The 26664-nt window shown below is 69.5% G+C and carries 25 protein-coding genes; 14 read left to right on the top strand and 11 right to left on the bottom strand.

The genetic code is table 11. The features are described from left to right. The first annotated feature begins 16 nt into the window (after positions 1-16). Together ABT313_RS05065 and ABT313_RS05060 are read left to right on the top strand one after the other, a co-directional pair. Positions 17-1720 carry a DUF885 domain-containing protein gene (locus ABT313_RS05065; RefSeq protein WP_350848806.1) on the top strand — a complete coding sequence of 568 codons (1704 nt, stop codon included), beginning with the start codon at positions 17-19 and terminating at the stop codon, positions 1718-1720. Further along, a complete protein-coding gene (locus tag ABT313_RS05060; RefSeq protein ID WP_350848804.1) occupies positions 1717-2940 on the top strand; it encodes a Maf family nucleotide pyrophosphatase in 1224 nt (407 codons plus the stop codon). Before ABT313_RS05065 ends, ABT313_RS05060 begins: the two co-directional genes overlap by 4 nt. Position 2941: 1 nt before the next feature. Here the strand turns inward: ABT313_RS05060 and ABT313_RS05055 are convergent, their stop codons facing one another. Beyond that, positions 2942-3142 carry an acyl-CoA carboxylase subunit epsilon gene (locus ABT313_RS05055; RefSeq protein ID WP_350848802.1) on the bottom strand — a complete coding sequence of 67 codons (201 nt, stop codon included), beginning with the start codon at positions 3140-3142 and terminating at the stop codon, positions 2942-2944. Then, positions 3139-4716, bottom strand: coding sequence for an acyl-CoA carboxylase subunit beta (locus tag ABT313_RS05050; protein WP_350848801.1), 1578 nt, complete (start codon positions 4714-4716; stop codon positions 3139-3141). Before ABT313_RS05050 ends, ABT313_RS05055 begins: the two co-directional genes overlap by 4 nt. 89 nt (positions 4717-4805) lie before the next feature. Between ABT313_RS05050 and ABT313_RS05045 the strand changes: the two genes are divergently transcribed. From ABT313_RS05045 to ABT313_RS05030, 4 genes are read left to right on the top strand one after another with little or no spacing between them, the layout of a single operon-like run. Further along, on the top strand, positions 4806-6467 hold the full coding sequence (locus tag ABT313_RS05045) for a hypothetical protein (protein ID WP_350848799.1): 1662 nt from the start codon (positions 4806-4808) through the stop codon (positions 6465-6467). Between the two features lie 30 nt (positions 6468-6497). Next, complete coding sequence (locus ABT313_RS05040; protein ID WP_350848797.1) at positions 6498-7037, top strand: hypothetical protein; 540 nt, start codon at positions 6498-6500, stop codon at positions 7035-7037. A gap of 18 nt (positions 7038-7055) precedes the next feature. Then, positions 7056-7478 (top strand): hypothetical protein, encoded by a 423-nt coding sequence (locus tag ABT313_RS05035; RefSeq protein WP_350848795.1) that lies wholly within the window; start codon positions 7056-7058, stop codon positions 7476-7478. Then, positions 7479-10079 (top strand): hypothetical protein, encoded by a 2601-nt coding sequence (locus ABT313_RS05030; RefSeq protein ID WP_350848793.1) that lies wholly within the window; start codon positions 7479-7481, stop codon positions 10077-10079. Positions 10080-10309: 230 nt separating this feature from the next. On the opposite strand, the gene ABT313_RS05025 is transcribed toward ABT313_RS05030, so the two are convergent. Further along, entirely contained in the window at positions 10310-10786 is a 477-nt protein-coding gene (locus ABT313_RS05025) for an SCP2 sterol-binding domain-containing protein (RefSeq protein WP_350848791.1), read from the bottom strand. 97 nt (positions 10787-10883) lie between these two features. On the opposite strand from ABT313_RS05025, the gene ABT313_RS05020 reads away from it, so the two are divergent. The 3 genes from ABT313_RS05020 to ABT313_RS05010 all read left to right on the top strand — a co-directional run bounded on the left by ABT313_RS05020 (position 10884) and on the right by ABT313_RS05010 (position 15061). Further along, entirely contained in the window at positions 10884-11510 is a 627-nt protein-coding gene (locus tag ABT313_RS05020; protein WP_350848789.1) for a TetR/AcrR family transcriptional regulator, read from the top strand. Between the two features lie 111 nt (positions 11511-11621). Then, positions 11622-14249 (top strand): phosphoenolpyruvate carboxylase, encoded by a 2628-nt coding sequence (locus ABT313_RS05015; RefSeq protein WP_350848788.1) that lies wholly within the window; start codon positions 11622-11624, stop codon positions 14247-14249. Continuing rightward, positions 14246-15061, top strand: coding sequence for a biotin--[acetyl-CoA-carboxylase] ligase (locus ABT313_RS05010; protein ID WP_350848786.1), 816 nt, complete (start codon positions 14246-14248; stop codon positions 15059-15061). Before ABT313_RS05015 ends, ABT313_RS05010 begins: the two co-directional genes overlap by 4 nt. On the opposite strand, the gene ABT313_RS05005 is transcribed toward ABT313_RS05010, so the two are convergent. Genes ABT313_RS05005 through ABT313_RS04995 form a run of 4 tightly spaced genes read right to left on the bottom strand, consistent with a single transcriptional unit; the run spans position 15033 to position 18024 of the window. Further along, a complete protein-coding gene (locus ABT313_RS05005) occupies positions 15033-15578 on the bottom strand; it encodes an MOSC domain-containing protein (RefSeq protein WP_350848784.1) in 546 nt (181 codons plus the stop codon). The genes ABT313_RS05010 and ABT313_RS05005 overlap by 29 nt on opposite strands. Next, positions 15575-16477: a helix-turn-helix domain-containing protein gene (locus ABT313_RS05000; protein WP_350848782.1), complete on the bottom strand. Its 903-nt coding sequence runs from the start codon at positions 16475-16477 to the stop codon at positions 15575-15577. The genes ABT313_RS05005 and ABT313_RS05000 overlap by 4 nt, the downstream gene beginning before the upstream one ends. A gap of 48 nt (positions 16478-16525) precedes the next feature. Continuing rightward, positions 16526-16633 carry an MFS transporter small subunit gene (locus tag ABT313_RS44695; protein ID WP_502883934.1) on the bottom strand — a complete coding sequence of 36 codons (108 nt, stop codon included), beginning with the start codon at positions 16631-16633 and terminating at the stop codon, positions 16526-16528. Next, the gene (locus ABT313_RS04995) at positions 16630-18024 is read right to left on the bottom strand and encodes an OFA family MFS transporter (RefSeq protein ID WP_350848780.1); all 1395 of its coding nucleotides are present in this window, start codon (positions 18022-18024) and stop codon (positions 16630-16632) included. The genes ABT313_RS44695 and ABT313_RS04995 overlap by 4 nt, the downstream gene beginning before the upstream one ends. Before the next feature lie 165 nt (positions 18025-18189). On the opposite strand from ABT313_RS04995, the gene ABT313_RS04990 reads away from it, so the two are divergent. Beyond that, positions 18190-18810: a PH domain-containing protein gene (locus ABT313_RS04990; protein WP_350848778.1), complete on the top strand. Its 621-nt coding sequence runs from the start codon at positions 18190-18192 to the stop codon at positions 18808-18810. Here the strand turns inward: ABT313_RS04990 and ABT313_RS04985 are convergent. Continuing rightward, positions 18807-20096, bottom strand: coding sequence for a GNAT family N-acetyltransferase (locus tag ABT313_RS04985; protein ID WP_350848776.1), 1290 nt, complete (start codon positions 20094-20096; stop codon positions 18807-18809). The two genes, ABT313_RS04990 and ABT313_RS04985, sit on opposite strands and share 4 nt — an antisense overlap. On the opposite strand from ABT313_RS04985, the gene ABT313_RS04980 reads away from it, so the two are divergent. Further along, the gene (locus tag ABT313_RS04980) at positions 20095-21021 is read left to right on the top strand and encodes a hypothetical protein (protein ID WP_350848774.1); all 927 of its coding nucleotides are present in this window, start codon (positions 20095-20097) and stop codon (positions 21019-21021) included. The two genes, ABT313_RS04985 and ABT313_RS04980, sit on opposite strands and share 2 nt — an antisense overlap. 4 nt (positions 21022-21025) lie before the next feature. Here the strand turns inward: ABT313_RS04980 and ABT313_RS04975 are convergent, their stop codons facing one another. Further along, positions 21026-21586, bottom strand: coding sequence for a hypothetical protein (locus tag ABT313_RS04975; RefSeq protein WP_350848772.1), 561 nt, complete (start codon positions 21584-21586; stop codon positions 21026-21028). Positions 21587-21601: 15 nt separating this feature from the next. Further along, on the bottom strand, positions 21602-22180 hold the full coding sequence (locus ABT313_RS04970) for a GtrA family protein (RefSeq protein WP_350848770.1): 579 nt from the start codon (positions 22178-22180) through the stop codon (positions 21602-21604). Positions 22181-22323: 143 nt separating this feature from the next. On the opposite strand from ABT313_RS04970, the gene ABT313_RS04965 reads away from it, so the two are divergent. The 3 genes from ABT313_RS04965 (at position 22324) to ABT313_RS04955 (ending at position 25301) form a co-directional block, all read left to right on the top strand. Then, a complete protein-coding gene (locus tag ABT313_RS04965; RefSeq protein ID WP_350848768.1) occupies positions 22324-23496 on the top strand; it encodes a 5-(carboxyamino)imidazole ribonucleotide synthase in 1173 nt (390 codons plus the stop codon). Positions 23497-23519: 23 nt separating this feature from the next. Continuing rightward, entirely contained in the window at positions 23520-24005 is a 486-nt protein-coding gene (purE, locus tag ABT313_RS04960; RefSeq protein ID WP_350849855.1) for a 5-(carboxyamino)imidazole ribonucleotide mutase, read from the top strand. Between the two features lie 75 nt (positions 24006-24080). Further along, positions 24081-25301 carry an MFS transporter gene (locus ABT313_RS04955; RefSeq protein ID WP_350848766.1) on the top strand — a complete coding sequence of 407 codons (1221 nt, stop codon included), beginning with the start codon at positions 24081-24083 and terminating at the stop codon, positions 25299-25301. Here the strand turns inward: ABT313_RS04955 and ABT313_RS04950 are convergent. Next, positions 25298-26635, bottom strand: coding sequence for a UDP-glucose dehydrogenase family protein (locus tag ABT313_RS04950; protein WP_350848764.1), 1338 nt, complete (start codon positions 26633-26635; stop codon positions 25298-25300). The two genes, ABT313_RS04955 and ABT313_RS04950, sit on opposite strands and share 4 nt — an antisense overlap. Positions 26636-26664 lie beyond the last annotated feature (29 nt).

Here is a 26664-nt window from a genome sequence, read left to right as displayed (position 1 = left end):
CGGGTAGGGTCGGCCTGTGACTGATGCTGTGACTGATGCCCGCACACCGAACAGCCCGATCGACCAGCTGGCTGAACGGCACCTCGAGCAGGAGATCGTGCTCGACCCGATCACGGCCACCGAGCTCGGGATCGCCGGCCACGACCACGAGCTGCCGGACTTCACGCCGGCCGGGTTCGAGGCGCGGATCGCGCTGACCCGGCAGACCCTCGCCGAGGCGCAGACCATCGAGCCCGCGAGTCCGCGCGAAGAGGTCGCCAAGGACGCGCTGGTCGAGCGCCTCGGGCTGGAGCTCGAGCGCTACGAGGCCGGCGTACCGCAGCATCAGCTGAACGCGATCTCGTCGGTGCCGGCGGCACTGCGGCAGGTGTTCGACCTGATGCCGACCGATACCGAGCAGGACTGGGAGACGGTCGCGATCCGGCTCAACCAGATCGGTACGACGCTCGACGGCTACCGCGACACACTGCTCGAGCAGGCCGCGCACGGCCGGATCTCCGCGGTGCGGCAGGTGAACGGGCTGGCCGAGCGGATCGCCAGCTGGACCGGTGCCGAGGGCGACGACTTCTTCGCCGGGCTGGCCGCGCAGGCGCCCGACAGCGCAGTGAAGCCGACGGTCGAGGCCGCGGCCGCGTCGGCACGCAAGGCGTTCGACCAGTTCGGGGCGTGGCTGACGACCGATCTCGCGCCGCGGGCGCCGCAGCGGGACGCGTGCGGCCGGGAGGTGTACGAGCTGGCCTCGCGCAGCTTCCTCGGTGCGGCGGTCGACCTCGAGGAGACGTACGCCTGGGGCTGGGCCGAACTGGCCCGGATCGAGAACGACATGCAGGACATCGCGGCCGGGCTGAACGGCGGCGACCGGGGCATCGAGGCGACGGCTGCCCTGCTGGACAACGACCCGGCGCGGACGATCCGCGGCAAGGACGCCTTCCGGGACTGGATGCAGCAGCTGTCCGACGCCGCCGTCGCCGAGCTGGGCGGCACCCACTTCGACATCGCCGACGAGATCCGCACGCTCGAGTGCATGATCGCGCCGACCTCGGACGGATCGATCTACTACACGCAGCCGAGCGAGGACCTGACCACCCGGCCGGGCCGGATGTGGTGGGCGGTGCCGAACGGCGTCGAGCAGTTCGCCACCTGGCGCGAGGTCACGACCGTGTACCACGAGGGTGTGCCCGGGCATCACCTCCAGGTCGCGCAGACGATGCTGCGGACCGACCTGCTGAACCGCTGGCAGCGGATCGCCTGCTGGGTGTCCGGTCACGGCGAGGGCTGGGCGCTGTACGCCGAGCGCCTGATGGAGGAGCTCGGGTACCTCGAGGAACCGGGCGCGCGGTTCGGCATGCTGGACGCGCAGGGGTTCCGGGCCGCGCGGGTGATCGTTGACATCGGCATGCATCTCGAGCTGGAGGTGCCGCGCGACAACCCGTTCGGCTGGCGGCCGGGGGAGCGGTGGAACGCCGAGCTCGGGTTCGAGTTCCTGCGGGCGCACTGCCGGATGGAGGTCGAGTTCCTGCAGGCCGAGCTCAACCGGTACCTCGGCTGGCCGGGGCAGGCGCCGTCGTACAAGGTCGGTGAGCGGATCTGGCTGCAGGCCCGCGAGGAAGCCAAGCAGCGCAAGGGATCCGCGTTCGACCTGCGGGCGTTCCACTCCGACGCGCTGAACCTCGGCTCGATCGGCCTGGACCCGCTGCGCCGGGCGCTGGCGAAGCTGTGAGCATCCGGTTCGTCCTGGCCTCGAAGTCGCCGGCCAGGCTGAAGACGCTGCGCAGCGCCGGCATCGAGCCGGAGGTGATCGTCTCCGGGGTCGACGAGGACCACATCACCGCCGAGAACCCGGGTGAGCTGGCTCGCCTGCTCGCGACGCTGAAGGCGCGCGCCGTCGTCGCTTCGTTGTCCGATCACGCGACGGTGCTCGGCTGCGACTCCGTGCTGGAGTTCGACGGGGAGCCGTACGGGAAACCCGAGACGGAGGACGTCGCCCGCGAGCGCTGGCGGATGATGCGCGGGCGCACCGGCGTACTGCACACGGGGCACTGCCTGATCGACACCTCCGGCAAGCAGGAGCTGCGGGAGCTGTCGTCGACGAAGGTCCAGTTCGCGGACCTGACCGACGAGGAGATCGACGCGTACGTCGCCACCGGTGAACCGCTCGTCGTCGCCGGCGCCTTCACCGTCGACGGCCTCGGCGGCCCGTTCGTCACGGCGATCGAGGGCGACTACCACAACGTGGTCGGGCTCTCGCTGCCGTTGCTGCGCCGCATGCTCGCCGAGGTCGGCATCTCCTGGCCGGCCCTCTGGAAGGCCCAGAAACCCTTCACCTACGACGAATCCGTCGCCGCCACCTACGACGAGACGCGCGGCGGCGAGCGCCGCGCCCGAGCGGCGGCCGAAGCCGTCGACGCCCTGCTGCAGAACCGCGCGGCCGACCCTTCCACCGCCTCCGCCGGTGGCCGGCGGGTGCTCGAGCTTGCCGTCGGCACCGGCATCGTCGGCGCCGAGCTGGTTGCCCTGGGCAACTTGGTGCACGGCGTGGACATCTCGACGGCGATGCTGCGGCACGCGCGGGTCCGGCTCCCGGGTCATGTCGCCGCGGCCGACGCGACGCGGCTGCCGATCGCGGACCGTCGCTGCGACGCGGTCGTGGCCGTCTGGCTGCTGCACCTGCTCGACAACAGCGAGCCGGTGATCGCCGAGGTCGCCCGGGTACTGCGCACCGACGGCGTCTTCATCACCACCACGGAGAAATCCGACGCCAGCCGCTACGCCGACGACCGAGCCTCCGACGAGACCCGATCACAGGATGCACTGGCCCACCTCGTCGCCGTCGCCTCCCGCCACGGCCTCGCCCTGGACAGCGCCACAACCTTCGAAGGCCCCACCCGAAACACCGGCGCGGCCCCCGTCTACCCCCTCATCCGCTTCCGCCGCGTCTGATCTAGGGGTGCGCGGACGCGCGCCACTGGCCGGGGCCGGGGTGGAAGGGGGTGCGGGCGTTGCGCCAGTAGGTGGCCCAGTTGCTGGCGCGGTCGGTTGCGGGCACAGGCGGTGCGGCCACGGCGCGGGCTGCGATCACCGTGACGAGTGCGGCCAGCTCCTCAGGCGTGGGATCGCCCTTCACAATCTTCACAGTGCTCACAGGGGGATGTTCCCATGCTTCTTCGGGGGCAGGGTGTCGCGCTTGGTGCGGAGCAGGCGGAGGGCGCGGATGATTTCGGCGCGGGTCTCGCTGGGCTTGATCACCGCGTCGATGTAGCCGCGCTCGGCCGCGATGTACGGGTTCGCGAGGTGGTCCTCGTACTCCGTGATCAGCTGCTGGCGGCGAGACTCCGCGTCATCGGCGCCGGCCAGCTCGCGGCGGTACAGGATGTTGACCGCGCCCTGGGCGCCCATCACCGCGATCTGCGCGGTCGGCCAGGCGATGTTCATGTCGGCGCCGAGGTGCTTCGAGCCCATCACGTCGTACGCGCCGCCGTAAGCCTTGCGGGTGATCACGGTGATCATCGGAACGGTCGCTTCGGCGTACGCGTAGATCAGCTTGGCGCCGCGGCGGATGATGCCGTTCCACTCCTGGTCGGTGCCGGGCAGGAAGCCGGGCACGTCGACGAAGGTCAGGATCGGCAGGTTGAACGCGTCGCAGGTCCGGACGAAGCGGGCCGCCTTCTCGGACGCGTCGATGTCGAGCGTGCCGGCGAACTGCATCGGCTGGTTCGCGACCACGCCGACCGGGCGGCCCTCGACCCGGCCGAAGCCGACGATCATGTTCGGCGCGAACAGCGCGTGCACCTCGAGGAATTCGCCGTCGTCGACGACCGCCTCGATCGCGGTGTGCATGTCGTACGGCTGGTTCGGCGAGTCGGGGACCAGCGTGTCGAGCGCGAGGTCGGTCTCGGTCGGCTCGAGATCGGCCGGTGCGTCGTACACCGGGGGATCCTCGAGGTTGTTCTGCGGGAGGTGACCGACGAGCGCCTTCACCCACTCGATCGCGTCCTCCTCGTCGCTGCCGAGGTAGTGCGCGTTCCCGGACTTGGTGTTGTGCGTCCGGGCGCCGCCGAGTTCCTCCTGCGTGACGTCCTCGCCGGTGACGGTCTTGATCACGTCCGGACCGGTGATGAACATGTACGACGACTCGTCAACCATCACGGTGAAGTCGGTGACCGCGGGGGAGTAGACCGCGCCGCCGGCACACGGGCCCATGATGAGGGAGATCTGCGGGATCACGCCGGACGCGCGGACGTTGCGGCGGAAGATCTCGCCGTACAGCCCGAGGGAGACCACGCCCTCCTGGATCCGCGCGCCGCCGGAGTCGTTGATGCCGATCAGCGGGCAGCCGATCTTCATCGCCAGGTCCATCACCTTGACGATCTTCTCGCCGAAGACCTCGCCCAGGCTGCCGCCGAAGACGGTGAAGTCCTGGGCGAACACGCACACCTGACGGCCGTCGATGGTGCCGAACCCGGTCACCACGCCGTCGCCGTACGGGCGGTTGCCGTCCAGGCCGAAGCTGGTCGAGCGGTGCCGGGCGAACTCGTCCAGCTCGGAGAAGGAGCCCTCGTCGAGCAGCAGGTCGATCCGCTCGCGGGCGGTCTTCTTACCGCGCGCGTGCTGCTTCTCCACGGCGCGCTCGGACCCGGCGTGCACGGCCTCGTCCAGCCGGTGCTCGAGGTCCGCGAGCTTCCCGGCCGTGGTGTGGATGTTCACCGTCTCTCCCATGAACGGGCAGCCTACGCGCCAGTACGCCGTACTGCCTGTGACGTCCGCCGCAGCGCGTCGCTGAACCTGGCCGCCGGTACGTTCTCGGCGTGGCGGACGCACAGGTCAGTGGTCTGATCCGGAGCATCAACGAGCTCGTCGAGCGGGATACCGGGAGCTGGTCGCTGGCGGTCGGCGACCAGATCACCCAGCGGGTGACGCGGTCCGACCAGCGGCAGTTGCGGCTGCTCGCGGACAATCTCGACATCCCGGCCCGGCTCGCGCCACGGCCTGGCGAGGAGGACAAGCGGGCGGAGATCCGGGCGGCTCTGATCGAGACGGTGGCGAGCTGCGCCGGCGTACTGGAACCGCGGGAGCCGGTGCAGGAGTCGCTGTATCCCTACGGCCAGTCCCGGTTCGAGGCGGCAAACAGCCGGCTCTATGCGCAGTACGAGACGCCTCGCTTGGCCGCCGAGCTTCGGCCGGATGGGCGGCCGGATGATCTCGGTCTCTTCGCGCCTCCGCGGATCGAAGGCGACGTGCTGGCCGCGCATGCGGCGGTTGTGGCGATCAGTGCGCGGACCGGGCGCCCGGAGCGCGCAGTACTGCGTGAGCTTGTCGGCGCGGGACGTGGCGCCCACGCGATGGCCGCGGCGCGGTTGCTGCTCCAGTCGCGGCCTGGCTTCACGGCCTTGCCCGCGCCCGAGCGGAATGAGCTGACGACGGCCATCGCCGATCATCTCGAAGCCCGGTTCGAGAACCACGAACGGCAGACGCCGGGGCCGGAGATCGGTGCCGTACTGGCTGATCGTCAGCAGTTGGCCGGCTTCGGCTCGACCACGATCACGACGGCGAGCCAGGACGCCAACGAGGAGATCGCCCACCTGCACCAGTCCTTCGACAAGCTCGGCTGGCCGCCGGCTGTGGAGACGCCGGAGTCGGTCGACGAGCTGTGCCGGCGGATCCAGGGCTCTGTGGAGGAGCTCCTCGACGCGCCGAAGTCGCGGTGGGACGTCCGGATCAATCCGGGAACCCCTTCTGTGGAACAAGTGTCGGCGCTCCAGAAGCTGATCGAGAGCAATCGGACTCACCCGCTGAGTCCTGTCGACGCGACGGCTGCCCGCGAGGCGTTCCAGACGGTGGCGACGGCGTACGTCCGCGGGGCGGTTCCGGAGGAGTACGACCATCGGCACGAGGCGGCGGCTGATGCGGTTGCACCGCGGTTCGCGAACATCGAGGAGGCTGTCAGTACGGCGTACGCCGAGGACCATGTGCGCGAGCTTGCTGACCGGACGCTGCCGTACGAGTTGGCGATCCAGGTCCGGCACGCGCATCCGCCGGCTCCGGACCAGCGGCTGGCACCGGCGGCTCGCGCGTTCGCGGCGGTCATCGACAAGGCTGCTGGTCTTGAGAATGGTGAGACGCTGCGCCGGATGGCAGGCGAGGGGCGGGTGCTGATGGTTCAGGCTGCGGTCGACGGGCTGGTGGCGGCTTCCGCCGTACCGAATGTCGAGCGGCAGTTCGTCGCCGGGCGGATCACGGACGAGGCCGATCGGCAGTTCGACGCGCTGGACACCGGCGACGCGGAGCGGTACGGCGCCGATATCGGTGAGATGGCTGTGTCGATGGCACATCAACGACAGCCGATGGCGCGGTTCGTGTCCGGGCACGACCCGGCGCTGGCCCGGCCGCAGACACAGGCTCGCTCCGCTCCTCCGGCGAGCCGTCGGCCGTCCGAACCTGATCCGAAGCGGCCGGGTCTGGACCGCTGAACCGAACCCTTCGGGTGCCACGATGGGGCGGTGGAGTACGCCGAGTTCGACGCCGCACGCCGCCGCATCATCCAGTCCTGGGGCAACGACATCACCGACCCCGAACAACTAGCCGCAGCAGTCGCCGATCTGCGCGAACAGGCGACGAGTCTGACCAGCGGATCCGACCGCGCGATGCGCTACCTGACCGCAATGGACGAACTCGTTGCCGAGGCCTCGGAACCCGAGAGCGAGTACATCCGCAGGGCGTCCGACGTGATGATGCGATCGAGCGGGCCGGAGGGTACGCCGGCCGAGCAGCGGGCGCGGGCCGAGGCGGGGATGGCCGAGATCGCGCAGATCGCTGCCGAGGCTCCGACGGCGGGCGAGCGGGACGCCGTACTCGAGATGAACGAGCCGTTGGCCGTGATCGCGGCGACGCATCGGGGCGTCGACGACCAGGCCGCCAGATTCGCGGTTGATCCCGCGGTGGCGCCGGCGGGCCGGATCTCGGCTCCGAAGTCGGCGCCTGGGTCGCGCTCGACCGCGGCGTCCGGAACCGGGCCCAAGGCATCCAGTCGCGATCTGTGACCATGCGATGATGGCCCGATGGAGTACGGGGACTTCGATGCTGCGCGCCGTCAGCTCGTTCGTGCGTGGGGCACGGAGATCACCGACCCCGAAGAGCTGGCCGCGGCCGTCGAACGGCTCCGGGAACAGGCCGCGACCGTCGACGGTGACGCGGACCGGGCGAAGGCGATCCGCTACCTGACCACGCTGGACAACCTCGTGCTCGAAGCCCGGACGCCGGAGAGCGTCCCGGTCCGGCAGGCGTCCGACGTGATGATGCGGTCCTCGAGCCCGGAGGGTACGGCGGCCGAGCGGCGGGCCCGGGCCGAGGCCGGGATCGCCGAGATCGCGCGGATCGCGTACGCTGCCCCGACTGCCGGCGAGCGGGATGCCGCGCTCGAGATGAACGAGACCCTGGTGCAGATCATCGAGATGATCGACCTGGGATCCGCGGAGCGGTAGATGGCCGGCGGGATGGTCCGCAGCGCGAACAGCGAGATCCCGGACCTCGACAACGGGTTGTGGGAACGCGTCCGCGACGCTGTGGCGACCGAGTCGGGCTCGGCGGTCTCGTTGTGGAACGGGGATCTGCACTACACGGACGACCCGACGATCCGCGGTGCGGCGTACACGGACGGGACCGTTCGGCTGAACCGGACGCTGGTGGTGCAGCCGCTGCAGGAGATGTACGCGACCCGCGGAGAGCCGGCGACGCTGGAGGAGTGGGGGATCCGGCGGAACGCGCTGAAGACGGTCTGCCACGAGTTCGACCACCTGGCCGGACCGGAGGGGTTCACGCACGAGCGTTGGACGGCGGATCTGCAGCCGCTGGAGTACCGGCCGCTCGAAGAGGGCGTCACCGAGGCGTGGAGTCAGGCACAACTCGACTCGATCGCCGACCGCGTGCTGCCGCCGGACCTCGCCACGCAGGTGAAGGCGGTGCGGGTGCCGCACTCGTACCCCGGGTACGAGCCCGCTGCGCGCGCGTTCGCCGACCAGATCGGCGCCGAGGCGAACCTGTCCGGCAACGAGGTACTCCGCCGGATGGCCAGCCAGCCGCCGATGTCGAAGGCACGTGCGGCGGCCGACGTGATGTTCGACAGCTCGGACCTGCCGAACCTCGTACCTGCCGCGGAACAGGAGGCGGTCCGCGAACGGCTCGCTGCCCAGATCAACGAGGACTTCGGCAAACTCCGCTCCCTGAACGACAGCACCGCCACCAACCTCCGCTCCATCTCCCACACCCGCGGCGCCGAAATCGCCGACTCCCTAACGGACACAGTCCGAGCCACCGAAACGCAGTACCGCGACCAGCTCTCCCAGCAACAGACCCAACAGCTGCAGCAGGTCGCCAACCGCGACCAACCCACCATCGAACTACCCCGCCCGGACCAGACAGCCCAACCCACCCGCCCCCAATTCCCCGTCCTCCAGCCCTTTCCTGCAAGACCCGCCCAACCGCAGCCCCAGTCACAGACCCAGCCCCAACCCCAGTCGGCGCAGCCGCAACCACAGCCGGCGCAGCCGCAACCACAGCCGGCGCAGCCGCAACCACAGCAGCCGCAGACGTACCAGCCACCCCAGCCAGAGCAACCCACCCAGCCACTGCCGCAGCAGCAACCACCGGTCTACGCGCAGCCGCAGCAGGCCCAGCCGCAGGCGTACCAGCCACCGCAGCCAGTCCAGCCCACGCAGCCACAGGCCTACGCGCAGCCGCAGCAGGTTCTCCCGCAGCAGCAAGCCCAACCGCAGCAGCCACCTGCCTACCAGCAGCCACAGCCGGCAGCAGGCCAACAGGCCCAGTGGTGGCCGCAGCAACAACCGGTCCAGCCACAGCAGACTCCCGGCCAGCCGCAGCCCTGGCAGCAACCGCAGCAGGCGGCGTACCCGCAACAGACTCCCGGCCAGCCGCAACCGCAGTCTGCGCAGCCCTGGCAGCCGCAGTACGCCCAGCCGCAGCAGTCACCAGCCCAGCAGCAAACCCGACGCCGGTGGTGGCAGAGGCGCCAACCCCAACAACAATCGCAGCAGCCACGCACCCCGCAACAGCAGCAACCACAACCGCAGCCTCCGGCGTACCCACAACCACAAGCCCCCGCCTACCCACAGCCACAGCAGCCGCCGGCCCAGCAAACCCCAGGCCAGTGGTGGCAGCAACCACAACAGCCTGCTCCACAACAAACTCCAGGCCAGTGGCAACCCCCACGCGCTCCACAGCCCGAGGCATTCCACTCACCACCGCACCAGCCACCGCAGCCTCAACAACAGCCCAGCCAGTGGCAGCCCCCGCGCGGTCCGCAGCGCGAGGTATTCCATTCGCCGTCGCAGCAACCGCAGCAGCAACCGCACCAGGCCCAGCAGCAGCCGGGCCAGTGGCAGCCTCCCCGCGGTCCGCAGCAAGAGCAGTTCCACGTACCGACACAGCCGTACGCGCAACCACAGCAAGGCCAGCTACAACCAGCCCAGCCCGGCCAGCAGCAGTGGCAGCAACCGCAGCAGGGGCAGCTGCAGGTGGGGCCGTCTGGGCAGCAGGGGGTGGGGCAGTGGCAGCAGGCGCCGGGGGCGCAGTACTCGCAGGGGGCTCCGCAGGCGGTGGCTGGGCAGTGGCCGGCGCCTCAGGCTTCGCAGCGGCAGCAGTTCCCGCCGCCGACGCAGTACGGCCAGCCGCAACCGGCTCCCCAACAGCCGGCCCCTCAGCAGCAGACGCAGTACGGCCAACCGCAGCAGGCGCCTCAGCAGCAGACGCAGTACGGTCAACCGCAGCAGGCTTCCCACCAGCAGGCGTATCCCGGGCAGGCTCAGCCGGCTCCTCAGCAGCCGGCGCAGCCTGGGCAGGTGCAGCAGGGTTCTCAGCAGCCTGGGCAGCAGTGGTGGCAGCAGGGGCAGCAGGGTGGCTCGGGGGCGGCGCAGGATGTGGCGGCTTTGCGGGCTGTGCTTGATCATCAGGCGCCGGCCGCAGGAGCTACACGAATGGCGCCGGGGCAGGCGGCAACCGCCCACCGCGGTGGTGCACACCAAACCGAGCAGTCCGCCAACCGCACAACAGACAGCCCCAGCCGCTAACCCGACCAACGAACCAGCGCCGGGCCAACCGCCAACCGCCTCCGGGTCGGCCTGGCCGCCAACCACCGCAACCCGACCCACGAACCAGCGCCGGGCCGACCCAACCGCCGACCACCTTCCGCCGGGCCGACCCAACCGCCGACCATCTTCAGGCGGGCCGACCGTGAGCCAGGATCAGGCGAGCGTCTGACGGCTGATCAGCGTCGGGCCGACCCAACGGCTGATCAGCTTCAGGTGGGGCCTACGGCGAAGAGTTTGGTTAGGCGGGCGGCTTGGGCTAGGTCTCCGCGGACTGAGAGGCGTTGTTTGAGGACGGCGGTGATCGGGTCCTCGTTGCCGGTGACGATTCTCAGGAGGGTGGTGGGGTCTGTGCGGATCGAGATGTCGGGCGGTGCGGGGCGGGTCGACAGGACTGTGCAGCGGCTGTCGTGGACGTGGATCCAGTACTCGTCGACGGAGCAACCGTCCCCGCCCGCGCCGGTGATCTGCCAGCTGATCACAGCGTCGAACCCGGCGGCCCGGGCGGGTCGGAGGTACTCCGGCATCCGGCGAAAGATCTCGCGCAACGCGACCTCTCGCACTCCCCCGATGAGATGATGCCGAAGCTCCCGCTCCGACGTCCGGTCGACCAATCGGGCCAGCTCGCTCGCGTCCAAGGTGGTGATGCCCTCGGACTCCAGCCAACCGGCACTGCCTCGCTCGGTCATCGACCACCCCCGCGGCAGTTCGAAGGGACACTCGCCGGACAGGCCGCGTGTTCCTACCAGACTGTAGGAATTTCCTACGATGAGGTAGGTTTGTCAAGTGGTCGAGGACCCTGAACGACGTCGGCGGGCTCGGCATCTCGGTCCGGAGCGCCGGCGTCCGTTGATCCTGGATGCCGCGCTCGAGGTCTTCTCGGCGAACGGCTTCGCCGGTACGACGATGCAGTCGGTCGCGGACGCGGCCGGCGTCACCAAACCGGTCGTCTACGACTCGTTCGCGAATCGGGACGAACTGCTGCTGGCCCTGCTCGCCCGCGAGGAGCAGCACCTGGTCGTCTCGATCGTCGCCGCGCTGCCCGCGGATCCCAGCGTCGGCACCCCGGAGGAGCACGTCCTCGAGGGCCTGACCGCGTTCCTGACCGCGGTCTCGAAGCAGCCGCAGTCGTGGCGCATCGTCTTCGGCGCGCAGTACGGCGCTGCGCCGGTCGTCGCCGAGCGGGTCCGCGCTGCCCGCGCGTTCCTGGTCGAGAGCCTGCGCCTGACCCTGCTCAAGTCCCTCCCCGGTGTAGCCGACCCCGACGCCAACCTCCCGGTCCTCGCCGAACTGCTCGCGTCGATGACCGAGTCCTGCGCCCGGATGCTCGTCGTCGACGGCACCGACCGCAGCCCGGCCGAGCTGGCCAAGACCGTCTCCCAGGTCGTCGCCGGCGGCTTCGGCAACGTCTGAACGGCGACACACCGCGACATACTGTGAAGTAGCTGAACGGGCGGTCACGATCGGCTTCCAGTGGCTGGACTGTGCGGCGTGGATGGGCGTCCGCCGATAGGGTGGGCGAACGTGAGCGAGACCGGTAGTGAGACCCGTACCCGCGCGCGGTTCGAGGTGCCTGAAGAACTCAGGGCCGACGTCCGCCTGCTCGGCGAGATCCTCGGCAAGGTCCTGGTCGAGTACGCCGGGCAGCCGCTGCTCGACGACGTCGAGAAACTGCGCGAGCTGACCATCGCCGGCGACGGCGCCGCGGCCGAGGAACTGGTCGCGTCGTGGCCGCACGAGCGGGCCGAGGATGTGGCACGGGCCTTCACCTGCTACTTCCACCTGACCAACCTGAGCGAGGAGCTGCACCGCGCCCGGGTACTGCGGGAGCGCGACCGCGCCGGCAGCGAGGCCGTCGTGTCCGAGCTGGCCCAGGCTGTCGAGCAGATCGCCCGCGACAGCGGCGAGCAGCAGGCCCGTGCCCTGCTGAACGGGCTGGAGTTTCGCCCGGTGCTGACCGCGCACCCGACCGAGGCCCGGCGCCGCGCCGTACTGGCCACGATCCGGCGCATCTCCGCGCTGCTGGACGAGCGCCACGACCCGCGGGCCGGCGACAGCGACCTGGCCGAGAACCGTCGCCGCCTCGTCGAGCAGGTCGACGTCCTCTGGCGTACGTCGCAACTCCGCACCAGCCGGCCGACTCCGCTGGACGAGGTGCGGTCCGCCATGGCCGTGTTCGAAGAGACCCTGTTCGATGTCGTAGGCAACGTGTACCGCCGCCTCGACGACGCGCTGGCCGGGGACGCGGCCGGCACCCGGACGCCGGTAGTGGCGCCGTTCGTGCACCTGGGTTCCTGGATCGGTGGCGACCGGGACGGCAACCCGAACGTCACCGCGGCGATCACCCGGGAGGCCATGCAGATCCAGGCCGACCACGTGCTCCGGGCGCTCGAGCAGGCGACCGAGGAACTCGGCCGCGCACTCACTCTGGACGCCGCGACCACTCCGCCGTCCGCACCGGTCCGCCGCATCCTGGAGGACGCGCGGGCGGTCAACCCGGAGCTGATCGCTGACATCGAGACCCGCTCGCCGGCCGAGCCGCACCGGCAGCTCCTGCTGCTCGCAGCGCGCCGGCTCGCGGCGACGCGGTCCCGTGACGCCGACTTCGGCTATCCGCGGGCGGCTGACTTCCTCCACGAGCTCAAGGTCCTGCAGGACTCGCTGGTCACGGCTGGCGCACCACGCCAGGCGTACGGCCAGCTGCAGCAGCTCATCTGGCAGGTGAACTCGTTCGGCTTCCACCTCGCCGAGCTGGAGATCCGGCAGCACTCCGCAGTACACGCCAAGGCTCTGGAAGAGGTGCTGGGCGGCGGCGAGCTCTCCGACCAGACCGAAGAAGTGCTGGCCACGCTCCGGGTCATCGGGCAGATCCAGCAGCGCTTCGGTCCTGAGGCGTGCCGTCGGTACGTCGTGTCGTTCACGCGCAACGCCGGCGACCTGGCAGCTGTGTACGAGCTGGCCGACGCCGCGCTGGACGGGCGTCCGATCGAGCTCGACGTCGTGCCGTTGTTCGAGACCGGTGAGGACCTGCAGAACTCGGTGGAGGTGCTGGACAACGCAATCCAGCTCACCCGGGTGCGGCACCGGCTCACCGCGAACGACCGGCGCTTCGAGGTCATGCTCGGGTACTCCGACTCCGCCAAGGACGTCGGACCGGTCTCGGCGACGCTGGCTCTGTACGACGCGCAGGCACGGATCACCGCGTGGGCGCAGCGCAATGCGATCCGGCTGACCCTGTTCCACGGTCGCGGTGGCGCGCTCGGTCGCGGCGGTGGTCCGGCGAACCGCGCCGTACTCGCGCAGGCTCCCGGGTCGGTCGCCGGCCGGTTCAAGCTGACCGAGCAGGGCGAGGCGATCCCCGCGCGGTACGGGAACGCACCGATTGCGCAGCGCCACATCGAGCAGGTCACTGCGGCGACGCTGCTCGCGTCCACTCCGGCGGTGGAGGAGCGGGCCACGGCGGCGGCGGAGCGCTTCGCTGTGATGGAGAAGACCCTCGACGAGGCCGCGCGTACGGCGTACCACGGGCTGGTGAAGGCGGACGGGTTCGCGGAGTGGTTCGGGCGGGTGACTCCGCTGGAGGAGCTCGGCCAACTGCCGCTCGGGTCGCGGCCCGCACGGCGTGGTGTGGCGGTGTCGTCGCTGGAGGACCTGCGGGCGATCCCGTGGGTGTTCGCCTGGTCGCAGGCCCGTGTGAACGCCCCGGGTTGGTACGGCCTCGGTACGGCGCTGGCTGCCGTCGGGGACGTCGCGCTGCTGCAGGACGCGAATCAGAACTGGCCGCTGTTCCAGGTGATGCTGGAGAACGCGGAGATGTCGCTGGCGAAGACGGACAGCCGGATCCTCGGCCGCTACCTGGAGCTGGGCGACCGGCCCGAGCTGACGCAGCAGATGCTCGACGAGCACGCGCTGACGACCGAGTGGGTGCTCAAGGTGCTCGGCGAGGAGCGACTGCTCCAGGGCCGGCGCGTGCTGGGCCGTGCGGTCGAGCTGCGCAACCCGTACGTCGACGCACTCAGCTACCTGCAACTGCGGGCGCTGCGGACACTACGTACCGACGACTCGCTGGATGAGGAGCAGATCGTCCGCACGCGACGGCTGCTGTTGCTGACCGTCTCAGGCGTTGCTGCCGGTCTGCAGAACACCGGATGAGATTCAGCGACCTGGAGCGGCCCCCGCTGGACGAGAAGTTCCTGCGGGGCCGCTTGGTGCGTCCCGGTTCGCTGTGGACGCAGATCGACGTACTCGCGGAGACGCCTTCGACCAATGCGGTCGTGGCCGCCGCGGCCGCTGGCGGCCAGCCCGAGGGGCTGGTTGTCGCAGCGGAGTACCAGTCGTCCGGACGCGGGCGGCTGGGGCGGACGTGGACCACACCACCGCGCTCTGCCTTGCTCATGTCTGTTCTGCTGCGTCCTGTGACCGTGGAGGCGGCACGCTGGCCCTGGCTCGGTCTGCTGGTTCCGCTGGCTGCTGCGGCTGCAGTGCGTGCGGTTGCTGAGGTCCCGGCGCAAGTGAAGTGGCCGAACGACGTACTGGTCGAGGACCGCAAGTTGGCGGGCATCCTGCTCGAGCGCATCGAGGGACCGGCCGCTGTGGTCGGCATCGGTCTGAACGTGACACTCCGCGAGTCAGAGAAGCCGCACGAGGCCGCCACGTCGCTGGAGTTGGAGAAGGCGACGACGACCGACCGCGCCACCGTGATGGCAGCCGTACTGCGTGAGCTCGCCTCCCGCTACCAGGCCTGGGTCGACGCCAACGGTGATCCAGAGGTGGTGCTCCCGGAGTACCGCGAACTGTCTGCGACGCTAGGGCGAGCTGTCCGCGTGGAGCTGCCGGATGGCACGTTCCTGGAGGGCACTGCTCGCGATCTGGCGGACGATGGCCGGCTCATCGTCGACACTGCAGACGGCCCAAGGCCTTTGGCAGCGGGCGATGTCACGCACCTGAGGACAGCTGGCCAATAGTCGGCCCGTGGTCGGGTCGGTGGACCACGCTGATGCGGTTTCCCTCACGCACCGAGCCGGTCTCCAGAACTTTCAAATAGGCGCCGACCCGACCGGTCTTCGCGAACCGGTGGTGGAACCTGTGGATCCCCATCCGCCCCGACAGGTTCCCGCAGGGCGTCCGCGGCGACCGTACCTCGACCAGGATCCCGTGCTTCGGCCCGCCGATCCGCCACCGCTCGCCGATCACGGCCCCGGTGATGTCGAGCCCGGACGTCCTCAGGTTCTCGCCGAACAACCCCGGCGGTATGTCGCGATCCAGCTCGACGGACCACCAGTCCGCGTCTTCCTCGGCGTACGCGTAGAGCGCCTTGTCCGGGCCGCCGTGGTACCGCGTATCGCACTGCCGATCACCGGCCAGCCCGAGTTCGCCGACCTCGACCGGCCCGCGCACCGGCCGCTTGTCGATCGCCGTCCATCGCGTCGGCCCGCGGATCACCTCGTGTACGACGTTGACCGCCACCACCCGCGCAGTCATTGGCTGATCCAACGAATCGGGTCGCCGCTGTCCAGGTCGTCGCAGCCGGCATCGTGCAGCGCGCCGGCGACGAGCGTCCGGCGGTACGACGCGAACGTCAGGACGTGCGCGATCATCCCGCCGGCCGTGTAGACCTCGGCGTTCTCGCCCGGGCAGACGATCAGCTCGTCGAGCCGGTTCGCCGTACACAGCGCCCCGACTTCGGCCGCGAACGCCGGTCCGACCACGTCGAGCCGGCGCCGCATGCTCTGCACGCTCTCGCCGCGCTCGACCGAGAAGTCGTACTCCTGGCCGGTCAGGTTCGCGTGCCACATCCCGAGCTGACCGACGAGCCGGGACAGCAGCGAGCGGAGCGTCGGGTGGTCGTCGATTCCTTCGACCGAGATCTCGATCGGCCGGTCGAGTTGCTCGTCGGTCAGCGTCGCCGCCTGCCCGACCATCTGGCCGAGCAGCCAGATGTGGTGGTCAACCATCGTCCGCACCAGATCCATCGAACTCACCTCGTCCCTGGCCGCCACCCGCAGCCCGTTCGGCGGGTGGAAGTGGATGCCGCTCGGCGCCTCCAGCCGGATCCGGTCCGGCCGGCCACGCCACTCCGCCGGCGGTACGCCGTACGCCCGGCCGAAGGCGCGCGTGAACGCCTCGTGCGACCCGTACCCGGCCTCGACCGCGACATCGAGGATCTGCCCCGGCCCGGTCAGCAGCCGGTACGCCGATCGCTCGAGCAGGATCCGCCGTCGTAGCGCGGCCGGGGGCTCGCCGGCTGCGGCCGCGATCATCCGGTCGAGATGCGACCGCGACAGCTGGAGTCGCGCGGCGAGGTCGGCGCCGTTGACCGCGTGCTCGTCGAGCGCGTCGGCCAGTACGTCGACGAAGGCGGCGAGCACGTCGGTGGTCATGCCACCATCGTGCCGCCGCCGGCTTCGTCGTACTTGATCGTTTTCGCTTTACCCGGTAAAGATTTTTGCCGCGGTGATCAGCGTCTCGATGACGCCGTACCCGAGCAGGACGGCGACGAGCAGCCAGGAGATCACCAGGCGTGGGGTCTGGTTCATCGGGTCGCCTCCAGCGTCGACTCGGACTTCTCGTGGAACCGGTCGGAGACCGAGCGGATCAACAGGTTCGCGACGAACCCGACCGCCAGTACGCCGACCATCGTGAACAGCGCCGGCCGGTATGCCGACGCGGTCAGCGTGCCCGGCTTGCCCTCATGGTCGAGGAAACCGTTGATGATCAGCGGTCCGGCGATACCCGCCGCCGACCAGGCCGTCAGCAGCCGCCCGTGGATCGCGCCGACCTGATAGGTGCCGAACAGATCCCGCAGGTACGCCGGAACCGTCGCGAACCCGCCGCCGTAGAACGAGATGATGATCGCGGCGAGCAGGACGAACACGACCGTGCTGGTGTGGCCGACGGTCGCGAGCAGCGCGTAGGCGATGATCCCGACACCGAGGTACATCGCGTAGATCGGCTTGCGGCCGATCACGTCCGACGTCGTCGACCAGCCGAACCGCCCGGCCATGTTGAAGATCGACAGCAGCCCGACGAACCCGGCCGCCGCCGCGACCGCGACACTCGACTTGCCGCCATCGCCGCGGAAGAAGTCCTGGATCATCGGGCTGGCCTGCTCGAGGATGCCGATCCCCGCGGTCACGTTGCAGAACAGCACGACCCAGAGGAACCAGAACTGCGGCGTCTTGATCGCGTTCGCGGCCGACACGTTCGCGGTGGTGACGAGCGCCTTCTGCTGCACGGTCTTCGGGTCGAAGCCCTCCGGCGTCCAGCCCTCGGCGGGCACCCGGATGTTGAAGACGCCGAACATCATGATGACGAAGTAGCCGATGCCGAGCGTGACGAACAGCCCGACCAGCGCGCTGCCGCCGGCGACCGACGTACTGACGTTCGGGTCGTAGTTCGAGTCGTACAGGCCGAGCAGCTGGCGCGACAGCGGGCTCGCGACCAGCGCGCCGCCGCCGAAGCCCATGATCGCCAGGCCGGTGGCCAGACCCGGGCGGTCCGGGAACCACTTGATCAGCGTGGACACCGGCGAGATGTAGCCGATCCCCAGGCCGATGCCGCCGATCACGCCGTACCCGAGGTAGACCAGCCAGAGCTGGCCGGTGCCGATGCCGAGGGCGCCGACGAGGAAGCCGGTGGCCCAGAAACAGGCAGCGACGAACATCGCTTTCCGTGGGCCGTTGCGTTCGACCCAGGTGCCGCCGATCGCGGCGGACAGGCCGAGCATCACGATCGCGATGCTGAACACCACGCCGACGGCGGTCTGGCTGCTGTCGAAGTGTTTCACCATCGAGGTCTTGTAGACGCTGGTCGCGTACGCCTGCCCGATGCACAGGTGAACCGCCAGCGCGGCCGGCGGGATCAGCCAGCGGCTGTACCCGGGCGGCGCGATCGTGTGCTCCCGATCGAGTATCGACAAGACTGCCATCACGGCTCCCTCTCGTCCCCCAGTTGATAACCCCTCGCGCATCCTGGCTCACTGTATGCATTTTGTGAAGTGTTAAACCAGTTTGTTGCCCGATAGGTACCCACCGGTTTCCCGCATTCGTGTCGAGTCGGGACATGAGGACCCGGTAGCTGTGAGACTGGGGGTATGGCGATCTCGGCGAAGTTGTTGGGTGAGGACGAGTACGTCGTCGTCAGCACCCGGACGCACTGGAAGGCGCTGATCGGCCCGGTGCTTCTGCTGCTGGTGGTGGCGGGCGCGGGCGGTTTCCTGGCCGCGATCGTGCCGGCCGGCTCGCTGCAGACCCCGGCCCGGATCGCGATCCTCGCTGTCGGCGTGGTGATCCTGGCGGCGTTCGCGCTGAAGCCGTTCCTGAACTGGTTCTTCTCGACGTACACGATCACGAACCGGCGGCTGATCACCCGGCACGGCATCCTCACCCGCACCGGGCGGGACATCCCGCTGATGCGGGTCAACGACGTGTCCTACGAACACGGCCTGATCGACCGCATCCTCGGCTGCGGCACCCTCCACATCGAGTCCGCCGGCGAACGCGGCCAGGTGGTCCTTCCCGACGTACCGCACGTCGAGCACGTCCACCTGCAGATGTCCGACCTCCTCTTCGGCGGCCCCGACGGCAAACCCGGGGACGGCATCCTCGAGAACGAAGACCCCCCGGAACACATGCGCCGCCGCCCACAACAACCCCAACAGCAACCCCGCTCAGACGACGGCGAAACCCTCTTCAGCTCCGACGACGACCGCTAGAAGACCTCGAGGCTCACCGGTGCCAGTGGCCAGCGGAAGGCTGCGGTTGCTTGGTTGAGCGATCCGGGGGTGTGTTCGGTGACGCGGGCGGTGGTTGCGAACTCGGCCAGGGGGCGGCCGCCGAGGTAGGCCGCGGCGAGTTCGGCTACTGACAGGCTCAGGTCTGGCGCGTCGTCGGTGCGTTCGCACGAGACGGACGATCCGGCCGCGGTCAGGCGGTAGCGGCCAGCGTTGCCCTCGATCAGGTCGTCGGTGACCTCCAGGACAACGTCGACGGGCACGGCGTACTGACGTTGCTGGAGAGCTCGGCGGACGTCGGTGATGCGGACCCAGAGGGACTCGCTGAGGCGGCGGTCCAGGGCGGTTGGGGTTTTTACCAGTTGGAGGAGGGGCTCGTCGACGGCTGCGTAGCTGTAGCCGAGTTTGGCGCTCAGGTCCATCGTCAGCAGGTGCTGCCAGAGGACTCGGTACGCCGTGGGGGACGGGGCGACCAGCTCTTCGACGTGCACCTCGTACGCCGGCCCGGTCTGGCCCCAGACCATCTTGCCGCGCCAGAGGGCATACCCGTCGATGGCGTCGGTCTCGTCCCGGTGGGCCACGATGCGGAGGGCAGTGCGTCCGCCGCGGTCGTCCGGCTTGTCTTGCAGGTGCTTCTGCCACCGCAGCTCGGACCGGTCGGAAACGCCGGGCCGGACCTGCTGCATCTGGGCGAGGATGCGCGGCAGCTCCTTGAGCGCCTCGTCCGCGGACAGCTCACCGAGCTCGCCCGGGCGGATCGGTCCGGTCGGCGGGCCGACGCGGTGCAGATCGACCTCGTACGACGTGCCCCACGCGGCTGCGGCGTACCCGAAGCGGCCGTAGATCGCCGGCTCGCTGGCCCAGAGCACCGCGATCGCCTCCGGCACCTCGCGCAGCTGCTGCCCGATCAGCCCGGACATCACGCCACGCCGCCGATGCGTCGACTTCACGCCGACCCCGGTCACATGCGCCGCAGCCACGACGGCCCCCGGCACCGACAGGTCGCGCGTCAAGGCACGCGTCGACCCGATGATCTCGCCGCCGTCCGTCGCCACCAGCGCGCGCTCGGGCTCGAACAGTTGCTGCCCGAGCTCGTCGGGCGTCACCTCGAACATCATCGCCGCGCCGAACACGGCCTGAACCGCGTCGTACTCGCTCGCCTGGGCCGTCCGCACCTCGATATCGGTCACGTACCGCATCTTCACACGCCCCACCGACAACCACAGCCCTTTCGTGCGCATCAAGGCAACTGGGAGGACAGTGCACATGATCAAGATTCTCGGAGCGACGACAGCGGCCATGCTGATCGCAGGCCTGATCCCCGGAACGGCAGTCGCGAGGCAGAGCGCGGTGGCGACACCGAGCACGGCGTCCGCGGGAGGCTGCATGGTTCTGGCCGGATCCGTGACGGCCGCCGGTGACCACGCGTACAAGACTGTCGTCGCTGGGACACCGTCCAGAGTGCTGGCCAGCGGCACCCTCGGGCGCGGGGTGTATCCGGCCGGCGCGGCGCGAATCAGTCAATCGATGACGTGGGGCGACGACGGGATCAGCCTCTCGTTCGTGTCCGGTGACACCGTCCTGGGGGATGCGCTGTACCGCGCGCAGTACACGACCGGCGACGACGGCGTCGTCGACGGCACGGTGACGCGGGTCGGAGGCGGTTGGGGGAACTTCGTCGCCATCGAGGGTGCGTCGTACTGGGACTCCGTGGTCAGGCGGGGCAATGCGTACGGGCTCACCAGCGACGGGACACTGTACCGCTGGACCGTCGACAGCAAGGGGGTCTGGCGGAACAAGGTGTCCGCACCCGGATTCGCCGCGGTGAAGGCGATGACGCTGATCAGCTCCACCCTGACCTACGACACGTTCCTGGCGAATACCCGCGGCGGAGCGTTGTACACGATCCACATCCCGACCGGCGCGCCGATGAAGCCGGTCGTCAAGCAGATCCGCAGCTCGACCTGGCAGGGCTTCGAGACGCTGATCTCGCAGCAGTGCGGCAACTACGGCACGCTTCTGCTCGGCATCGACCGCGACACCCACCTCGGCTACCTGTACGCCGTCGGCCATGCCACCGGACCGACCACCGTCATCCAGTCGTTCGGCAAGGTGTCCACTACCTTCGCCGATCCGGTCTACTTCCATTGGGATGACGGCAACGCGACCGCCAAGCCGCCGTTCGGCGAGTGACGCCTCAGACGGCTTCGACGTTGTCGATCAGCCAGTGGCCGTCGACTGACTGGAGGGTGAGGACCACGCGGGTCCGCTGAACGCTCGGTGTCTTCAGGGTTTTCGTCGTTGTGGTGGTGTCGACGAACAGGAGGACATGCGCCGTGGAGGCTGTCGCGTCCTGGACCGCGGCCTCCTTCACGGCGGCCTTGGCGACGGCCTGCTGGCTCAGCTGCTGCGCACGGATGGCGTCGACGGTCTGGGCGAACTCGGACCCGAACTTGTCCGTCGTGACCTTCCGCGTCGCCGCCGCGTACTCATCGAGCTTGCGGTAGTCGTAGCTGAACAGGACGCCCACGCCGGTCTGGGCAGCCGCAACCACGTCCTTCCGCAGTTGCTCGTCCGGCCCGGCCTGGTCGAGCTTCTGCTGCAGGTCGTCGGCGCGCTTCGCCTGGGTGTTCGCGTCCGACCGCACGATGCTGACGGCAGCGATCCCGGAGCCGACGGCGACCACGAGCAGTACGGCGAGAACGATGCTGACCACAACCGCCGGATGCGGCCGCCGCGGTGCTGGAGAGTTGGACATCCGGCCGGTCCGCGGTCAGCGGACGACAGGCAGTTCGCCGGTGTTCTCGGTGCTCTCGGCGCTATCGGTGTGAAGCTCCGCCGGCGAGTCCGGGGTCGGCGTGTGCTCCGCCTCGTCCAGCTCGATCTCTTCCTTGAACACGAACTTCCGGTACGACCAGAAGCGGAACAGGGTGCCGAGTCCGAGGCCGATGAAGTTCGCGGCGATGTTGTCGGACAGCCAGGTGTGCAGGTCCAGCACGTACCGCGAGAAGGCCAGACAGCCGGCCGCGATCAGCAGGCCGATCCCGTTCAGCACGAAGAACAACACGTACTCACGGTGCAGACCGCTGCGCTCGCGGTGCCGCCACGTCCAGTAGCGGTTGCCGAAGTACGTCACGACGGTGGCGACCGTGGTCGAGATCAGCTTCGCGGTCAGCGGCTTGTGGTGCAGCATGCCCTCGCCGGAGTCGGCGAGCACCAGCGGGTTGTTGAACACGAGCCAGTTGTAGATCGGCAGGTCGACGACCAGCCCGAGGATGCCGACCAGACCGAACTTGGCCACTTCGTGCACCAGATGCTGGAACTGGCGGTACAGCGTGGTGACGAGCTTCAACGGTCTTCGGAACCTTCTGTGATCACATGCTGACGGGAGGGTCAGCCTCCCACGGTACCCGGACACCGGTCCGACCCCGAAATCGCCAGCGTGCCGCGGTGGCCGCTGACCGGCTCATGTTGTATGGACATTAGGCTCCGGTTGTGAAGTTCGATCGAGAAGACCTCCCCGTCGGTACGCCGGTCGTCGGCATGGTCGGCGGCGGCCAACTGGCCCGGATGACGCAGGAAACGGCTGTCGCGCTCGGCATCCAGCTCCGCGTGCTCGCCGAAGGCCCGACCGTGTCGGCCGCCCAGGCGGTCGCGGACGCTCCGGTCGGCGACTACAAGGACCTCGAGACCGTACGGCGCTTCGCCGCCGAGTGCGACGTGGTGACGTTCGACCACGAGCACGTCCCGACCGAGATCCTGCACACCCTCGAGGCGGACGGCATCAAGGTCCATCCGGGCCCGGACGCGCTCGTCCACGCCCAGGACAAGGCCGTGATGCGCGCCCGGCTGGACACGTTCGACGCCCCGGCGCCGGCCCATCAGGTCGTGCAGACGCCGGCCGAGGTCGAGGACTTCGCCAAGCGGGTCGGCGGGTTCCCGATCATCCTCAAGACCACCCGCGGCGGGTACGACGGCAAGGGCGTCTGGTTCGTCGACGGGCCGGACGACTCCCAGATCGCCACGGCGTTCGGGAGCGGCGTACCGGTCCTGGCCGAGGAGAAGGTCGACTTCGTCCGCGAGCTGTCCGCGATCGTGGCGCGTTCGCCGCACGGGCAGGCGGTCGCCTACCCGATCGTCGAGTCGGTGCAGAAGGACGGCATCTGCGTCGAGGTCACCGCGCCCGCGCCCGGCCTGGCCCCGGAGCGGGCCGCGCGGGCGCAGCAGACCGCGCTGCGGATCGCCGGGGAGCTCGGCGTGGTCGGCGTACTCGCGGTGGAGATGTTCGAGGCGCGCGACGGGCGGCTGCTGGTCAACGAGCTGGCGATGCGCCCGCACAACACCGGCCACTGGTCGATCGACGGCGCGGTCACGTCGCAGTTCGAGAACCACCTGCGCGCAGTACTCGACCTGCCGCTCGGGTCGCCGGCCGCGCGAGCGCCGTACACCGTGATGGTCAACGTGCTCGGCGGTGACGTCGAGGACATGCACCGCGGTCTGCTGCACTGCATGGCCCGCGACCCCGGGCTGAAGGTCCACTTCTACGGGAAGTCGGTGAAGCCGGGCCGCAAGATCGGCCACGTCACGGCGTACGGCGACGACCTCGAAGAGACCCGTGAGCGCGCCCGGCACGCGGCGGCGTACCTGACCGGCACCATCGACGAATAGGACTGACTGTGATTGGCATCGTGATGGGGTCGGACAGCGACTGGCCGACGATGAAAGCGGCGGCCGAGGTGTGCGTGGAGTTCGACGTGCCCTTTGAGGCAGACGTCGTGTCCGCGCACCGGATGGCGACCGAGATGATCGACTACGGACGGTCAGCCCACGAGCGGGGCCTGAAGGTGCTGATCGCGGGCGCCGGCGGGGCCGCGCACCTGCCGGGCATGCTCGCGTCGGTGACACCGTTGCCGGTGATCGGCGTACCGGTTCCGCTGAAATACCTCGACGGAATGGACTCACTGCTGTCGATCGTGCAGATGCCGGCCGGAGTCCCGGTTGCAACGGTGTCAATCGGGAACGCTCGGAATGCGGGGCTGCTCGCGGTCCGGATCCTGGCCGCGGCGGACGAGAAGTTGCGGGACAAGATGCTGGCGTTCCAGGAATCGCTGGCGGACGTGGCACGGGGTAAGGGCAGCACGGTGCGTGACGGGGCGGCAGAGTTGCGTAAAGGCTGAGGCAGTCGCTGGTTTCCACAGGATGGGGGCGGGTAGTCGTGAGATCCCATTGGTTGTCGTCTAAGGTCGTCGATCGTGACTCCGCCCACTGATTCGGACACGCAGCGCATACCGGTCCGGTATTGGATCTGGTTGTTCGGCGCTGCTGTCTCCCTGCTCGGCGACCTGACGATGACGTTCGCCATCGGATGGTCGGCCAGCCAGCACGGCGGCCGCGTCGCAGGTCTCATCCTGCTCCTGGCCGCCGCCCCGCGCGCCGCACTTCTCCTGATCGGAGGAGCGATCGGAGACCGGTACGGCGCCCCGCGCGTACTGCTCGTCAGTTGTATTGCGATGTTCGTGGTCACCCTGGCCCTCGTTCCGGCCACCCTTGCCTTCGACGAACCGATCTGGCTCCTGGTGGTCCTGGCCCTCGTGGTCGGGGTCATCGACGCGTTCTTCCTGCCGTCGTCCCGCGCCATGCCCCGCCTGCTGGTTCCCCCGGAACAGGTCCCGCGGGCCCTGGCCAGCTTCCAGGTGACCGGCGTCGTCTTCGCCGTCAGCGGCACCGCGGTCGGCGGCGTACTGGTCAGCTGGGCCGGGTTGACCGCGGCGGGCGGATTCGACGCGCTGACGTTCGGCGTCATGATCATCGTGCTGATTCTGCTGCGGAAGACGATCGCCCCTCCCGGCCGGATGCCGACGGGCATGCTGCGCTCGATCGCCGCCGGTATTCAGGTCGCCTTCGGACGGCCGCTGACGCGCGCCTTGCTGCTGACGATGACCGTCGCGGCCGGCCTGCTGATGCCCCTCGACGCGTTGCTGTTTCCATTGCTGGCCCGCTCGCACGGATGGAACGCCGCAACTGCCGGTCTCCTGGTGGCGAGCCGGAGCCTCGGAGTGGGGGTGATCGCCCTGCGCATCCTCATGCGGGGGGCCTTTCCCCGTCCCGGAATCTTCGCCGCGCTCGGTCTGTTGGTGGCGGCTGCCGGGTTGTTCGGGCTCTCGGTCTTCGATCCGCTGCCCCTCACGTTTGCTGCCGGGGTGCTGAGCGGGATCGGGGTCGGCACGTTCACGGGTCATGTGCTGCCGCTGCTGATGAACTCGGTGGAGCGTGAGTTCCAGTCCCGCCTGCAGTCCATCGTCGTACTCGCCCAGAGTCTCGCGCTGGTGATCATGAACCCGGTGCTCGGCGCGCTCGCCGATCTGGACGGGGTGGGCATCACCGGTGTGTGCCTCGGGATCTCGGTGGCCGCGGCACTCACCGGTTGCGTCGTGCTGACGCGCCCCGTCCTGCGGGCCGCGACAGTCGTCTAGGGCTTTCCCGGTGCGCGGTAGGTCCAGCCTGCGGCGCGCCAGGCTTCGGCGTCCATGTTCAGGCGGGCGTCGATCACGACCGGTGTGGTGACGATCTCCTTCAGCGTGGCGGGGTCGAGTTCGCGGAACTCGGGCCACTCGGTGAGGTGCAGTACGGCGTGTGCGTCGCGGCAGGCCTCGACCGCGGTCGGGGCGTAGCGCAGTGTCGGGCGGACGCGGCGGGCGTTCTCCATCGCCTCCGGGTCGTAGACGGTCACGTTCGCGCCGTGCAGCTGGATCCGGCCGGCCACGTCGAGGGCCGGCGAGTCGCGGACGTCGTCCGTACCGGCCTTGAAGGCGGCGCCGAGGACGGTGACGTTCTTGCCGACCCACTCGCCGCCGAGCATCTCGTGGGTCAGGTCCACGATCCCGGCGCGGCGGTGCTGGTTGATGTCGTCGACCTCACGCAGGAACGTGATGACCTCTTCGACGCCGAGCTCGCCGGCCCGGTGCATGAACGCGCGCAGGTCCTTCGGCAGGCAGCCGCCGCCGTACCCCGGGCCCGCGTTCAGCATGCCGCGGCCGATCCGCTTGTCGTACCCGAGCGCGTCGGCCAGCAGCGTCACGTCGGCGCCGGTCGCGTCGGCCATCTCGGCGAGCGCGTTGATGAACGAGATCTTCGTGGCCAGGAAGGCGTTCGCGCCGCCCTTCACCAGCTCCGCGGTCGGCAGGTTGCACACGACGACCGGCGTACCCTCGCTGATCGGGGTGGCGAACACCTCGCGCAGGCGGGTCTCGGCGGCGTCGGACTGGACGCCGAACACCAGCCGGTCCGGGTGCAGCGTGTCGTCGACGCCGTGCGCCTCGCGGAGGAACTCGGGCTGCCAGGCGATCTCGATGCTCGTGCCGGCCGGGGCCTCGGCGTGGAAGCGGGCCTCGACGACCTTCGACGTACCGACCGGGACCGTGGAGCGGCCGACCACCAGGGCCGGCTTGGTCAGCAGCGGGGCCAGCATCGTGACGACCGAGTGCACCTGGGCCAGGTCGGCCGCCTCGCTGCCCTCGAGCTGCGGCGTGCCGACGCAGATGAAGTGCACGTCGGCCCAGTCGCCGATCTCGCGGTAGTCCTTGGTGAACCGCAGCCGGCCGGAGTCCACGTGTTTCTTCAGCAGCGGGTCCAGCCCGGGTTCGTACAGCGGGGCCTTGCCGTCGTTCAGCAGCTTCAGTCGGTGCTCGTCGATCTCGACCCCGATGACGTCGAAACCGAACTCGGCCATCCCCGCCGCGGTGTTCGCGCCGAGGTAGTTGGTGCCGATGACGGCGATCCGCAGGGGGCGGGAGGTCGCTTCACTCATGTCGGGGACTCTACCCATCGTGGTTATCA

This window comes from Kribbella sp. NPDC000426 (assembly GCF_040300265.1).
In the GTDB taxonomy this organism is placed as follows: domain Bacteria; phylum Actinomycetota; class Actinomycetes; order Propionibacteriales; family Kribbellaceae; genus Kribbella.
Note: the sequence above shows the minus strand (reverse complement) of the source record. Positions and strands in the feature narration are given on the sequence as shown.

Coding starts and splice junctions, on each gene's coding strand:
- ABT313_RS05000 (WP_350848782.1), bottom strand. CDS start 16,477: ATGACCACCGACGTGCTCGCCGCCTTCGTCGACGTACTGGCCGACGCG.
- ABT313_RS05035 (WP_350848795.1), top strand. CDS start 7,056: ATGGAGTACGGGGACTTCGATGCTGCGCGCCGTCAGCTCGTTCGTGCG.
- ABT313_RS04985 (WP_350848776.1), bottom strand. CDS start 20,096: ATGTGCACTGTCCTCCCAGTTGCCTTGATGCGCACGAAAGGGCTGTGG.
- ABT313_RS04980 (WP_350848774.1), top strand. CDS start 20,095: ATGATCAAGATTCTCGGAGCGACGACAGCGGCCATGCTGATCGCAGGC.
- ABT313_RS04990 (WP_350848778.1), top strand. CDS start 18,190: ATGGCGATCTCGGCGAAGTTGTTGGGTGAGGACGAGTACGTCGTCGTC.
- ABT313_RS05025 (WP_350848791.1), bottom strand. CDS start 10,786: ATGACCGAGCGAGGCAGTGCCGGTTGGCTGGAGTCCGAGGGCATCACC.
- ABT313_RS05050 (WP_350848801.1), bottom strand. CDS start 4,716: ATGGGAGAGACGGTGAACATCCACACCACGGCCGGGAAGCTCGCGGAC.
- ABT313_RS04995 (WP_350848780.1), bottom strand. CDS start 18,024: ATGGCAGTCTTGTCGATACTCGATCGGGAGCACACGATCGCGCCGCCC.
- ABT313_RS04975 (WP_350848772.1), bottom strand. CDS start 21,586: ATGTCCAACTCTCCAGCACCGCGGCGGCCGCATCCGGCGGTTGTGGTC.
- ABT313_RS04950 (WP_350848764.1), bottom strand. CDS start 26,635: ATGAGTGAAGCGACCTCCCGCCCCCTGCGGATCGCCGTCATCGGCACC.
- ABT313_RS05010 (WP_350848786.1), top strand. CDS start 14,246: ATGAGATTCAGCGACCTGGAGCGGCCCCCGCTGGACGAGAAGTTCCTG.
- purE (WP_350849855.1), top strand. CDS start 23,520: ATGGGGTCGGACAGCGACTGGCCGACGATGAAAGCGGCGGCCGAGGTG.
- ABT313_RS44695 (WP_502883934.1), bottom strand. CDS start 16,633: ATGAACCAGACCCCACGCCTGGTGATCTCCTGGCTGCTCGTCGCCGTC.
- ABT313_RS05030 (WP_350848793.1), top strand. CDS start 7,479: ATGGCCGGCGGGATGGTCCGCAGCGCGAACAGCGAGATCCCGGACCTC.
- ABT313_RS05005 (WP_350848784.1), bottom strand. CDS start 15,578: ATGACTGCGCGGGTGGTGGCGGTCAACGTCGTACACGAGGTGATCCGC.